Here is a 13,025-nt window from a genome sequence, read left to right as displayed (position 1 = left end):
TCGCGGCGCGCACCCTGAACGTGAGTTTTACTGGTCTCAACAAGACGTATGACGGCACGACGGGCGCGCAAGTGAACTTTGGCGACGACCGCATCCAGGGCGACGCCTTGAGCGTGAGCGGCAATGGCGCGTTTGGCAACAGGAACGCGGGAACCGGCAAGGCCGTGAATGTGACGAATGTGGCGTTGAGTGGTGGCGATGCGGGCAACTACGTGCTTAGCAGCAATGCGGGCAGCACCACGGCCGATATCGGCGCGCGCGCGCTGAATTTGTCCGGCGTGGCGGGCAACAAGGTCTACGATGGCACGACGGGTGCGCTGCTGAGTCTGGGCGATGACCGTGTCGCCGGCGACAGCTTGACGGTCTCTGCCATGGCCAGCTTTGCGGACAAAAACGTGGGGGCGGCCAAGGCGGTGCAGCTGAGCGGCGCGGCGCTGACGGGCGCCGATGCGGGCAATTACTTCATCGTCTTGCCGACAGGCTTGCTGGCCAGCATTACGCCCGCCAGCCTGAGCTTGGCAGGTTTGAGCGCAGCCGGCAAGGTGTATGACGGCACCACCAACGCGGCCGTCAGCGCGTCGGCGAACGGCGTGCTGGGCCAGGATATGGTCAGCGTGGTGGGCGGCAACGGCAACTTTTCCGACAAGAACGCAGGCGCCGGCAAGCTGGTGACGGCCAGCGGCTTCCGCCTGGCGGGCGCCGATGCGGGCAACTACACGCTGGAGACGACCGGTGGCACGACACAGGCAACAATTTTCCAGAAGCAGTTGTCCACCTGGGTGGGCAGCGGCAACGGCTTGTGGAGCGATGCGGCCAACTGGGATGGCGGTGTGGTGCCCGAAGGCGCGAACGTGCTGGGCGTCGATTTTACGCACAGCAGCGGCATCGTCACGTACAGCGCGGCGGCCGGCAGTACCATCCTGAAAAACCTGACTTCCGCAACGGGCTTGCTGCTGACGGGCGGCAGTCTGACCCTCGGTGAAAGCGCGCTCGACCTCTCCGCGCTGAGCGGCCTGGCCGGCCTGGAAATCAACGGTGGCAGCTTGCTGCTGAACGGCAGCCTGTCGGCGGACCGTTACGCGCAAGGTGGCGGCGTGCTGAGCGGCAACGGCAACTTGCTTGTCGCCAACAGCTTCAGCCAGGCGGCCGGCGCCATCAGGCTGGCGGGCCAGCTGGCCATTACGCAAGCCCAGGGCGACTTGCGCTTCGCCAGTCTGACGGCGAACGATGTGCGGCTGAGCGCACTGAACGGCGCCATCGGCCAGGACGGTGCGCTGCTCGCCAGCAGCCTGACGGCGCAGGCGAAAAATGGCATCGTGCTGGGCAATACGGGCAACCAGGTGGGCAGTTTTACTGCCAGCAATAGTACAGGGGGGGGCATTGCGCTGAACAATACCTCGGCGCCGGGTACGCTGACCCTGGGAACGCTGGTCACGGGCGCGGGCAATATCGCCATCGACAACACGGGTGGCGTCAATGCTGGCAATATCAATGCGAATGGCGGCAACGTAAGCGTGACGGCGCACAGCCCCGTCACCGTCAACGGCAAGATCGCGGGCAATGACATTGCGCTCAATGCCAGCACGGACGTGGTGCTGGGCGATGGCGCGCAGCTGGCGGCGGCGCGCGACATCAGCCTGGTGGCTGGAGGCGATATTCGTGTCGAAGGCAATGCCAAAGTCCTCGGCGGCGGCAATTTCAGCGCCAGTGCGGAAGGCTATGTGCGCTTTGCGGACACGGCCAGCGTCACTTTGCCGGCAGCTGCCAGCATGAGCGTGCTGGCGAAAACGGGCAGCATCACGGGTGGAGCGGGCGTGCGCATCAACCGTCAGCGCGCCAACGTCAGCTTGCTGGCACCGAACGGCGCGGTGGCCATGCCGGACGTCATCTTCCTGCCCGCCACGGCCATCGACAAGTCCATCGTCAACGTCATCAACGTCGCCGTCAATGACACCTTGAGCATCATCAAGCAGGCTGAGCGTGCGAACGTCCCACTCGCTTCCTTGTCGCCAGCCAAGCCTGATGACAAGGTACCGGAGGACAAGAATGGTGCCGGCGGCATAGTTAAATCAACAGGATACAAAGACAATGACTCTATTAAAAAAACGTTCTGCAACTAAGGCCTTGTTGTGGCTGGCCCTGATGTGCCTGGGCGCGCACGCCTGGGCCGGACAGGTGGCGGGCACGGTGATGCAGCTGAGTGGTCCGCTGATGGCCAAGAAGGCGGATGGCAAGGTGAAAATCCTGGCCATCAAGTCCGAGGTTGAGCAGGGCGACACCTTGCTGACGGAAAAAGAGACCTATGCCTTGATCAAGCTGATCGACAATAGCGAAATCACCTTGAAACCGAATACCAGTTTCGTGATCGAGCAATTCAGCTACACGGCCGAGCAGCCCGATGGCGATCACGCCATCTTCAGCTTGCTCAAGGGGGGCTTGCGTTCCGTCACGGGACTTCTGGGCAAGCGCAACAAGGAGCGCTTCGAGATGAAGACGCCGGCGGCCACCATCGGCATTCGCGGCACGACGTTTGTTGCCACGTATGTTGCTCCCTCGCCACTGCCGCTGCCAGCGGCGTCGCCGTCGGCAGTGCAAGGGCTGGCTCCCGGCCTGTATGTACACGTGCTTGATGGCTTGATTCAGGTGAGCAATCCTGCTGGCGTGCAAAGCTTTGCCCCCGGCCAGTTCGGCTTTACGCCCAACTTCAGGCAGCCGCCCGTGTTGTTGCCCGTCGATCCCGGCATCAAGTTCACGCCGCCGCCAGTCTTTTCAGCGTCGCCATCGAGCTCAGGTAGCGCTGCAGGCGGCAGCAAGCCTGCCGCCATCGATTGCGTGGTGCGCTAAGCTGTTTCCAGCAAGCCCTGCACACCTTGCAAATAGGGCTTGACCTTCCCATCATGGGATAGCAGATCCTGACCCTATTAGTTAATCTTTCGTACAGGATCTGCCATGAACCAGAGTGCACTCGCTCCCGCCACTTCCCCTCCCGCCGCCGCGCATGCGCAGGCGCTGGCCATCGAAGGCATGAGCTGCGCCTCGTGCGTGGGCCGCGTGGAAAAAGCCCTGGCCGCCGTGCCCGGCGTGACCCAGGCCAGCGTTAACCTGGCCACCGAAGTGGCCAAAATCAGTTCCGATACGCCGATTCCCCTGGCTACCTTGCAGGCGGCCGTGGAAAAGGCCGGCTATACGGTAGCGCAGCGCGAGATTGACCTGAACATCGCCGGCATGACGTGCGCCTCTTGCGTGGGCAGGGTGGAAAAAGCCTTGCTGAAAGTGCCGGGCGTGCTGCTTGCCAGCGTCAACCTGGCCACGGAAAGCGCACGCATCAAGGTGACGGGCGGTGTGGCAGCGGGCACCCTGATTGCCGCCATCGACAAGGCCGGCTATGCCGCCACGGTGCCCGCCGTCAGTCAGGCCAGCGCGCCTGCCGCCGTGCCCAACCGCGACGGCATGAAAGTGGCGTTCGCGGCCGTGCTGGCTTTCCCATTGATGCTGCCCATGCTGCTAGAGTGGGCCGGCATCCATTTGATGCTGCCAGGCGCTCTGCAATTCGCCCTGGCCACGCCCGTGCAGTTTTACTTTGGTGCGCGCTTCTACAAGGCGGGCTGGAAGGCGGCGCGCGCCGGCAGCGGCAATATGGACTTGCTGGTGGCGCTGGGCACGAGCGCCGCGTATGGCTTGTCCGTCTATCAATGGCTGACGGCGGGCGAGATCTTGCCGCACCTGTACTTCGAAGCGTCAGCCGTCGTCATCACGCTGGTGTTGCTGGGCAAATGGCTGGAAAGCCGCGCCAAGCGCCAGACGGCCTCGGCCATCCGCGCGCTGCAAGTCCTGCGTCCGGAATCGGCCCGCGTACGGCGCGACGGCATCGAGATCGACTTGCCCGTGGAGCAGGTGAAAGTAGGTGACCTGGTGGTCATCCGCCCTGGGGAACGGGTGGCCGTCGATGGCGTCGTGGTGGAAGGCGCCAGCCAGGTCAACGAATCGCTGATCACGGGCGAAAGCTTGCCGGTCGATAAGCATCCGGGCGACAAGGTGACGGGCGGCGCCATCAATGCCGATGGTTTGTTGCTGGTACGCACCCAAGCCGTGGGTAGCGAGACGACCCTGTCTCGCATCATCCGCCTGGTGGAAGACGCGCAGGCAGCCAAGGCGCCGATCCAGCATCTGGTCGACAAGGTCAGCGCGATTTTTGTCCCAGTGGTGCTGGTGCTGGCGCTGCTGACCATGCTGGGCTGGTGGTTTGCGACCGGCGAACTGGAAAACGCCATCATCAATGCCGTGGCCGTGCTGGTCATCGCCTGCCCCTGCGCGCTGGGCCTGGCCACGCCGACGGCCATCATGGCCGGCACGGGCGTGGCCGCCCGCTACGGCATCCTGATCAAGGATGCGGAAGCGCTGGAAGTGGCGCACGCCGTCAACACCGTCGTGTTCGACAAGACGGGCACCTTGACCATCGGCAAACCTGCCCTGGCGGCCCTGCATGCGCATGGCATTGAGGATGCACGGTTGCTGCAACTGGCGGCCAGCATCCAGCGCGGCAGCGAGCACAGCCTGGCCACCGCCGTGCTGGATGCGGCCAGTGCGCGCCATATCGAAGCCTTGCCAGCCACGGCGCTGTCGGCCTTGCCGGGCCGCGGCCTGGCGGCCCACGTCGATGGCCTGGACCTCAAACTGGGCAGCACGCGGTTGATGCAGGAATTGCACGTGAACATGACGCCGTTGGCGGCACAGGCCTTGTCCCTGGAAAACACGGGCAACACGATTTCCTGGCTGGCCTCGGGATCGGAACTGCTGGGACTGTTCGCCTTCAGCGATCAGGTCAAGCCGAATGCGCAGGCGGCCATTGCTCATTTGCACAGTCTGGGCATCCGCACGGTGATGTTGACGGGGGACAACCAAGGCAGCGCCGACGCCGTCGGCAAGCTGCTGGGCATCGACACGGTGGCGGCGAAAATGCTGCCGGCCGATAAAACCGCTAAAATCACCGCATTGAAAGGCGCGGGCGCCAGGGTGGCCATGGTGGGCGACGGCATCAACGATGCACCTGCGCTGGCGGCCGCCGACGTGGGCATCGCCATGTCGACGGGTACCGATGTGGCCATGCATGCGGCCGGCATCACGCTGATGCGTGGCGATCCGGCCCTGGTGGCGGATGCCATCGATATCTCGCGCCGCACCTACAGCAAGATACGGCAGAATCTGTTCTGGGCATTTATCTACAATATGATCGGCATTCCGCTGGCCGCCTTCGGCCTGCTCAACCCCATGGTGGCGGGCGCGGCGATGGCCTTCAGTTCCGTCAGCGTGATCAGCAATGCCCTGTTGCTGCGCCGCTGGAAAGCCCGCAGTCATGCAGCTAGCGCGCATACCAAGGAGTCACAAGGATGAATATTGGCCAGGCAGCCAGCGAAACGGGCGTATCGGCAAAAATGATACGCTACTACGAAAGCATTACCTTGCTCAAACCCAGCGCGCGCAGCGACGCGGGTTACCGCATCTACACGCCGAACGACTTGCACGCCCTGCGTTTTATCAAGCGCGGGCGGGGGCTGGGTTTTTCGCTGGAACAAATCCGCGAACTGCTGTCGCTGTGGCAAAACGACCAGCGTGCCAGCGCGGACGTGAAAGGCATCGCCCTGGCCCACGTCGCCGAGCTCAACAAGCGCATCGCCGAACTGACGGAAATGCGCGACACCCTGGCCCACCTGGCGCAATCGTGCCATGGCGATGACAAGCCTGATTGCCCCATCTTGCAAAGCCTGGGGCTGGCTGGTGACACGGAAGCGAAACCATGTTGCCATTGATGTAAATCAACGGAGGTGGGGTATGGCGTATGCACTGTACTACTGGCCCACGATACAGGGGCGTGGCGAATTCATCCGGCTGGCCCTGGAAGAGGCGGGCGCCGACTACCGCGACATCACCCGCTTGCCCGAGCACTAGGGACAGGGCATGCCGGCCATGCTGGCATGCCTCGAGGGCGACAGTACGCCACATGCCGCCTACGCGCCGCCCGTGCTGCGCGACGGCGAGGTGCTGATCGGCCAGACCACGAGTATCCTGCTGTATCTGGGCCGGCGCCTGGGCCTGGCGCCGCGCGCGGAAAGCGGCCGCCTGTGGCTGAACCAGCTGCAACTGACGATGGCCGACTGGCTGACGGAAGTGCACGACACGCACCATCCGCTATCGATGAATCAATATTACGAAGAGCAAAAACAGGCGGCCATACTGCGCAGCGCGGATTTCCGCGCCACGCGTTTGCCCAAATTCCTCGATTACTTCACCCAGGTCTTGCTGAACAGCCGTGGTCCTTATCTGGTGGGGGCCAGACTCACGTATGGCGACCTGTCGCTGTTCCAGATGCTGGCCGGCCTGCGCTATGCGTTTCCGCAAGCCATGGCGCGTCTGGCACCCGCCTATCCTGCCTTGCAGGAATTGCACGATACGGTGGCGGCGCGGCCGAACATCGCCCGTTATCTGCAGTCGAAGCGCAGAATTGCGTTCACTGAAGAAGGCATCTTCCGGCACTACCCCGAGCTGGACGGATAAAAAAACAGCCGGCGCAAGGGCCGGCTGTTCTGTGTGCGTGTCGCTTATTGTGCGCTGGTGACGGGGTAGCCCGCCTCCACGATGGCGGCGCTGATGGCGCCCAGTTCGGCGGGCGATTCCACCGTGACGCGCTTGCTGGCCAGGTCGATCTGCACCTGTGCGGCAGGATCGACGCCTTGCACCGCTTTCGTGACCGAGCCGACGCAATGGCCGCAGCTCATGTTTTCAACTTGTAACTGATACATGCAAGCACTCCCTGAATGATTAAGTGCTTCCACTGTAAGCCTTCCCCCGATGGTAAGGTCAAGGGAAAAGCTGGGTGTGGATCAATTCAGCAGAAAATCGTCAGCTTGCATGGGGGGCGGCACATTCTCATCCTGCACGGATTCGCGCAAGCTGATTTCGATGGCGCGGCACATGGCCGACAGCGGTAAATCGTTGGCATCTTCGCCGAACGGTTCCTCGATCTCGTCGCCCAGGGCATCGAGGCCAAAGAAGGTGTAGGCGACGATGGCGACGACGAACGGGGTCATGAAACCCAGCGAATCGACCAGGCCGAAAGGCAGCAGGAAACAGTACAGATAAGCCGTGCGGTGCAGCAGCAGCGAATACGAGAACGGAATCGGCGTGCTGCGGATGCGTTCGCACGAGGCGCCCGCCGCTACCATGGCCGAGACCGTGTTATCGATCTGTGCGGTGAGGATGCTGTCGATACGCCCCTGCCGGACGCAGTCGGCCAGATCATGGCCCATCTGCAGCATCAGGTAGTCGGACGGGTTCGAGGTCTTGCATGCCGCTTCCCATTCAGCCGGGCGCAGCAGCGGCTGCAAGTCGTCCGGTCCGCGCGTGTCGCGCAACTGGTGGCGCAAGGCGTGGCAAAAGGCGATGGTGCGGTAGATCATGCGTACGCGCACATCGTCCAGGCCCAGCCGGGCGTGGGCGGGCGTATCGCTGCGGATCATGGTCTGGCACTGGCGCGAGAAATTACGGCTGCGCAACACCAGTTCGCCCCACAGCTTGCGCGCTTCCCAGTAGCGGTCGTAGGCGGCCGTGTTGCGAAAGCCCAGGAAGATGGCCAGCGGTAAGCCGATCAGGGTAAACGGGATGGTCGTGAGGATGACCTTGTGATCGAACAGGGTGCCGTGGCACCAGGTGACCAGGGTGGCGATCAGGGTGTTGACGATGAGGGTAGTGCGGATGCGCGGCAGGACGGAGCCGCGCACCACCAGGAACAGCCGTAGCGCCGAAGGACGCTCGCGCACGATCATGCTGTGCTCCCGGTTTGGAGCTGGTGATCGGTAAGAGGGGAAAGACAGAATGGCAAATGCCGGGAACAAAAAGCCCGCTGTGTGTGCGGGCTGAGCAGGGTGTGCATGGGAAACAATGTAGGGGAGACGGCTTGAGTATAGGTCGCAGACCTGTTTCCAGCCAATTCACAGTGGCGATAGCGGTTATTCACTTCATGAATGAATATTTCATTTGTAAGTATTTGTGTGAATTTCAGTTCTCCGTATCTTGCCTCTGCCTGATCTTCTTGCGGTGTGCTGCCTGCTGCTGTTTCAATGTCTCGCTTGTTGTATAGCTGTTACGAAACCAGCTTGTATGTTTGTTGCGCCCCGGCCAATCGCAGCTCAGCACATTTGCCACGTCGGCGCAGTCGCAGGCGCAGTCGACCAAGGGAACGTCGCAGTCGCAATACCCCGCCTGGGCGTGGCGGCGCGCGCTGCGCCGCGCCTGCGGATGCAGCGCCAGATGCTGGCGATGGCGTGCGCCGCAGGCGCGCAGGCGCCGTTGCAACAGCACCAGTCCCGGGCGCAAGCCATGGTGTGCGATGACCTTGTAGCCGTAGGCGGAGCAACTGTCGCGCCCCGTCAGCACGCGGTAGGCACAGCTAAAGCCTTTTCGGGGCGATACATAGCGTTGGTAGGCGCGGATCGCCCACAGGGCAAGGTGCTTGCCGCAGGTGTCGAATGAAAAAATGCTGGTTCCTTGGCCGATTGCGTTAAGACAGAGCTTCGAGCATACGACAGGTGAGCAAAAAAACATAGCGTCAAGCGGACATGCAATTTCCAATGTGACAAATGGGGAGATTTACGCACGGCGTGTCTGTTAGGCTGAGTGAGCTAAATGGAAATATTTCCTAAGGCAAATCAACCATCCCGATAGCCGCCGCCAGGGGCATGGCCAGCTTGTGATCCTTCCTATGAAAGTGATTTGCATGTTTAAAGTTTCCAGCATCTGCCTCGCCACTCTGATCCTGTTGCAAACACCTGCCAGCTTGGCCGGCCAGCCCGCTCCACTGAGTGCCCGGCAGCAGGCGCTTGCAGCGCACATCGATGCCAGCATCGCGCCGTATTACAAGTCCACCGAACCGGGCGCCGTCGTCATCGTCGTCAAGGATGGACAGCCCCTGTTGCGCAAGGCGTATGGCCTGGCCAGCGTGCAGGATGGCCAGCCGCTGACGCCCGACATGTCGCTGCGCCTGGGCTCCATTTCCAAGCAATTCACGGCCGTCGCCATCCTGCTGCTGGCGGACCAGGGCAAGCTGGCCGTCACCGATGACATCACGACATTCCTGCCCGACTATCCGACCCACGGCAAGAAAATCACGATCGCGCAGCTGCTCGCGCACACCTCCGGCATCCACGACTATACGGTCAAGCCTGAATTCGTGCCCAACAGCACGAAAGACCTGAGCGTGGCGCAGATGATCGATTTCTTCAAGAACGATCCGCTCGATTTTGAGCCGGGCACGCAGTGGCGCTACAGCAGCTCCGGCTATTTCCTGCTGGGCGCCATCATCGAAAAGGCTGCGGGCCAGCCGTATGCCACTTTCATGGAGCAACAGATATTCGTGCCGCTGGGCATGAACGACACGGCCTATGAAGGCCGCGAGCGCCAGCCGGGCAAGCGCGCGACCGGACATATCCGTTCGGGCGAGGCGTATGTGCCGAACCTGCCCTTGAGCATGACGCAGCCGTATGCGGCTGGCGCGCTCGTCTCCACCGTGGACGACCTGGCGCGCTGGGATGCGGCCATTTCGGACGGCAAGTTGCTCAAGGCCGCCACCTGGCAGCAAGCGTTCACGCCGGTAAAACTGAACGATGGCAAGGCCACCCGCTACGGCTATGGCTGGATGCTGGGCACTTGGCAAAACACGCCCGTCATCCACCATGGCGGCGGCATCAATGGCTTTGCCACCTATGCGATGCGCTTGCCCAAGGAAAAAGTTTACGTGGCCGTGCTGGAGAATTCGGACACGGGCCTGGTCGACCCGGACGTGGTGGCGCGCAAGGCGGCCGCCGTCGCCGTGGGCCGGCCGTATCCCGAAATCAAGGTCATTACGCTCAAGCCCGCCATCCTGGACGCCTATGCGGGCGTGTACGCCATCAACGACAAGGCCGGCTACACGATCCGCAACTTCGAGGGCAACTTGCTGCTGCAGCGCACGGGCCGCCCGGCGCAACGCATGCTGGCGTATTCGCCAAATGGTTTCCTGATTGAAAATACGCTCACCACGGCCGAATTCGAGCGGGGACCGAAGGGCGAGGCGCAGCTGATCCTCAACGATGGCGGCGAATCGAAGTCGGTGCACGAGCGCGCCAGCGCCGCCAAGCCGGCGCGTACGGTGGTCGCCATGACGACGGCGCAATTCGATGCCTACGTGGGCAAGTATGCGCTGGCGCCCGAGGTCTACCTGGAAGTGACGCGCGAAGGCGACAAGTTCTTCGCCCAGGTGACGGGTTTTCGCAAGCTGGCCATGCTGCCGATGAGCGAGACGGCTTTCTTTTCGAATGAAGTCGATGCGGAAGTGCGCTTCAGCAAGGATGCCGATGGCAAGACGCAACAACTGGTGTTGCGTCAGGAGGGGCAGGATATGCCGGCCAAACGCGTGAACTGATCGCCGCAGTACAGCGCATGCCTGCCGGCCAGTCGATGCTGCCGGCAGGCATTGTTTTTTCGTGTCTAGCCTGACCGATTCGTATTCTCAAGGCACCTGCTAAGTAGGGGAACCATTTCAGCAGTCACCAGAGAGGCTTTACACCATGTCCGTCAGTCGCAAGCAGCGCCACCATATTTCCACACCGAAAATCCTTTCCATTGCCCGTGCCGTGTCGCTGGCCGTGTGCAGCCTGGCGCTGTACGCTGCCATGCCGGTCCTGGCGCAGGCGCAAGCCACCAATACCCAGCAGGCTGGCGCTACGCGCCTGGCTTACAGCATCCCTGCCGGTCCGCTGGCGCCCGCGCTGCGCAGCCTGGCCAGCGCCGCGAATGTCCTGCTCAGCTACACACCCGAACAGGCCAGCGGCAAGAGCACGGCCGGCTTGCAAGGCCAGTACACGCCGCAGGCTGCCCTGGCCGTCTTGCTGGCGGGCACGGGCTTGCAGGCAGTCGAACTGGAGGCGGGCAGCTACGTGCTGCGCGCCGCGCCCGCCGTGGCCAGCAAGGCGCCCGACGCCGTCATGCCATTGATTACCGTCAAGGCGGCGGCGGACGCGGGCGAGGGCACGGTGTCGCGCGCTTATGTGCCCATCAGCGTGGCCGCCACCAAGATGGGCGCGCCATTGATCGAGACGCCGCGCGCCATTTCCGTCGTCACGCGTGAACAGATCAAGACGCAGGCGCCGAAAAGCATCGAGCAGGCGCTGGCCTATACGGCGGGCGTGCTGACGGATGTGACGGGCGCCGACGTGCGCATGTCGGGCGCCACCATCCGCGGCTTCAGCGATGGCAGTTCGTACTACCAGGATGGCTTGAAGTTGTTGTCGGCGGGCAGTTATGGTTCCTGGAACAGCGAAATGGAAGACCTCGACAGCGTCGAAGTCATCAAGGGGCCCGCGTCCGTCTTCTACGGCCAGGGACGCCCGGGCGGCATGATCAATGTCACTTCCAAGCTGCCGAGTGCCGACCACGTCAATAGCGTGGGCGTTTCCGCAGGCCGCTACCACCGCTATCAGATGAATGCCGACCTGGGCGGCGCCGTCGCGGGCAAGGATGACTTGCTGTACCGCGTCACGCTGACGGGCCGCGATGCCGACGACCGTCCCGTCGAGTCGAAGAACAACCGCGTTTCCATCTCGCCCTCGCTGCGCTGGGACATCTCGGCGCGCACCAGCCTGACCGTGCTGGGCACGTATTCGCAAGAGCGGGGCACGCCGAAACCATGGTGGCCCAGCCTGTTTGTCTATCCGCAAATCAAGGACTTGCCCGTCAGCCGCACGGCAGGCGACCCGTCCTTCGACTATTTCGACCGCGATACGCGCGCCCTCGGCTATATGTTCGAGCATGCAACAGGAAATGGCTGGAAGCTGACGCAAAACTTGCGCTATGCCACCATCAAGGTCGACTACCAGCATATCTACGCCATGGCTTTGCTGGCGGACGGCCGCACGGCCACGCGCGGCAGCCTGGCGGAAAAAGTGGACGGCAAGACCTGGACGGTGGACAGCCGCGCGCAGAAGGACTTTCGCTGGGGCGAGATCGAACACCGGTTCGTGGCGGGCATCGATTACCTGAAATACAAAGAGAATGACGGCCTGGGCTTCGGCTGGGACGTGCCGAACCTGGATATTTATTTGCCGGTGTACCATCAGGCGATCGCCGCGCCTGAACTCGACCATACGGATACTGATCTCAAGCAGACGGGCATCTATACCTTGAATCAGTTCAAACTGGGACCATGGGTGGCGAACGCCAGCCTGCGCCACGACCGTGCGCGCAGCACGCAGGTCAATGCCGCGACGACGCGCATCGATGACCATGCCACCACGGGCAGTGCCGGCGTGCTGTATCTGTTCGACAATGGCGTGGCGCCGTATGCCAGCTATGCCACTTCGTTCGACCCGGCCACGGGCCGCGACTTTGACGGCAAGGCTTTTCAGCCACGCAAGGGCAAGCAGGTGGAGCTGGGTATCAAGTACCAGCCTGCGGACACATCGACCATGCTGACGGCGTCGTTGTTTGATCTGGCGCAGACGAATGTCACGACGCCCGACCCGCTGCACCCACGTTCGTCGATACAGACGGGCGAGGTGCGTTCGACGGGCGTGGAACTGGAAGGCACGTTCAAACCCTTGCCCGAGCTGAGCGTGCTGGCCGGCTACACCTACCTTGACCCGCGCACGACGAAGAGCAACCACGCCTATGAAATCGGCCGCCAGACCCTGCAGACGACACGTCATGCTGCCAGCGTCTGGCTCGACTACAGGCCCATGGCCGTGCCCGGCCTGATGCTCGCCGGCGGCCTGCGCTACCGTGGCAGTTCGCCCTACAATGGCGTGGCCAATGCGCAGTACATGAATGATCCGTACACCCTGGCCGATATCGCCGTGGCCTACGAAACGGCGCGCTACCGCCTGGCCCTGAATATCGGCAATGTATTCGATAAAAAATACTTTGGCGGCATCTTCCGTGGCGCGGAACGCGAAGCCCTGTTGAGCCTGAAGGTGAATTTCTAGGCTGTACCAGGCTGT

Annotated in this window: 9 protein-coding genes and 1 pseudogene; 7 read left to right on the top strand and 3 right to left on the bottom strand. The window is 62.6% G+C overall.

Annotated elements, in window-relative coordinates:
• The 5 genes and pseudogenes from O0882_RS02340 to O0882_RS02320 form a co-directional block, all read left to right on the top strand.
• Positions 1-2,120 (top strand): YDG domain-containing protein (locus tag O0882_RS02340; protein ID WP_289945046.1); only part of this gene is annotated, 2,120 nt, incomplete at its 5' end.
• Complete coding sequence (locus tag O0882_RS02335) at positions 2,089-2,844, top strand: FecR family protein (protein WP_289945045.1); 756 nt, start codon at positions 2,089-2,091, stop codon at positions 2,842-2,844. The genes O0882_RS02340 and O0882_RS02335, both read left to right, overlap by 32 nt.
• A gap of 105 nt (positions 2,845-2,949) precedes the next feature.
• Positions 2,950-5,391, top strand: a complete 2,442-nt coding sequence (locus O0882_RS02330; protein WP_289945043.1) for a heavy metal translocating P-type ATPase — start codon at positions 2,950-2,952, stop codon at positions 5,389-5,391.
• A complete protein-coding gene (gene cueR, locus O0882_RS02325) occupies positions 5,388-5,807 on the top strand; it encodes a Cu(I)-responsive transcriptional regulator (RefSeq protein WP_141170287.1) in 420 nt (139 codons plus the stop codon). The genes O0882_RS02330 and cueR overlap by 4 nt, the downstream gene beginning before the upstream one ends.
• Positions 5,808-5,829: 22 nt before the next feature.
• Positions 5,830-6,552, top strand: a pseudogene (locus O0882_RS02320) (glutathione S-transferase family protein).
• A gap of 44 nt (positions 6,553-6,596) precedes the next feature.
• Here O0882_RS02320 and O0882_RS02315 read toward each other — a convergent pair.
• The 3 genes from O0882_RS02315 to yidD form a co-directional block, all read right to left on the bottom strand.
• A complete protein-coding gene (locus tag O0882_RS02315) occupies positions 6,597-6,797 on the bottom strand; it encodes a heavy-metal-associated domain-containing protein (protein WP_099762867.1) in 201 nt (66 codons plus the stop codon).
• Between the two features lie 81 nt (positions 6,798-6,878).
• On the bottom strand, positions 6,879-7,820 hold the full coding sequence (locus O0882_RS02310) for a bestrophin family protein (RefSeq protein ID WP_289945040.1): 942 nt from the start codon (positions 7,818-7,820) through the stop codon (positions 6,879-6,881).
• Between the two features lie 232 nt (positions 7,821-8,052).
• Entirely contained in the window at positions 8,053-8,598 is a 546-nt protein-coding gene (gene yidD / locus O0882_RS02305) for a membrane protein insertion efficiency factor YidD (RefSeq protein WP_289945037.1), read from the bottom strand.
• A gap of 172 nt (positions 8,599-8,770) precedes the next feature.
• Here yidD and O0882_RS02300 point away from each other — a divergent pair, with 172 nt between their 5' ends.
• A complete protein-coding gene (locus O0882_RS02300; RefSeq protein ID WP_289945035.1) occupies positions 8,771-10,453 on the top strand; it encodes a serine hydrolase in 1,683 nt (560 codons plus the stop codon).
• A 145-nt stretch (positions 10,454-10,598) separates the two neighbouring features.
• Positions 10,599-13,010 (top strand): TonB-dependent siderophore receptor, encoded by a 2,412-nt coding sequence (locus O0882_RS02295; protein WP_289945034.1) that lies wholly within the window; start codon positions 10,599-10,601, stop codon positions 13,008-13,010.
• The last annotated feature ends 15 nt before the right edge of the window (positions 13,011-13,025 follow it).

The sequence above is a fragment of the Janthinobacterium sp. SUN073 genome, from assembly GCF_030397665.1.
Lineage (GTDB): Bacteria > Pseudomonadota > Gammaproteobacteria > Burkholderiales > Burkholderiaceae_D > Janthinobacterium.
The sequence above is the reverse complement of the archived record's forward strand: the minus strand, read 5'-3'. Positions and strand labels throughout refer to the sequence as shown.

Coding starts and splice junctions, on each gene's coding strand:
- O0882_RS02335 (WP_289945045.1), top strand. CDS start 2,089: ATGACTCTATTAAAAAAACGTTCTGCAACTAAGGCCTTGTTGTGGCTG.
- O0882_RS02330 (WP_289945043.1), top strand. CDS start 2,950: ATGAACCAGAGTGCACTCGCTCCCGCCACTTCCCCTCCCGCCGCCGCG.
- cueR (WP_141170287.1), top strand. CDS start 5,388: ATGAATATTGGCCAGGCAGCCAGCGAAACGGGCGTATCGGCAAAAATG.
- O0882_RS02315 (WP_099762867.1), bottom strand. CDS start 6,797: ATGTATCAGTTACAAGTTGAAAACATGAGCTGCGGCCATTGCGTCGGC.
- O0882_RS02310 (WP_289945040.1), bottom strand. CDS start 7,820: ATGATCGTGCGCGAGCGTCCTTCGGCGCTACGGCTGTTCCTGGTGGTG.
- yidD (WP_289945037.1), bottom strand. CDS start 8,598: ATGTTTTTTTGCTCACCTGTCGTATGCTCGAAGCTCTGTCTTAACGCA.
- O0882_RS02300 (WP_289945035.1), top strand. CDS start 8,771: ATGTTTAAAGTTTCCAGCATCTGCCTCGCCACTCTGATCCTGTTGCAA.
- O0882_RS02295 (WP_289945034.1), top strand. CDS start 10,599: ATGTCCGTCAGTCGCAAGCAGCGCCACCATATTTCCACACCGAAAATC.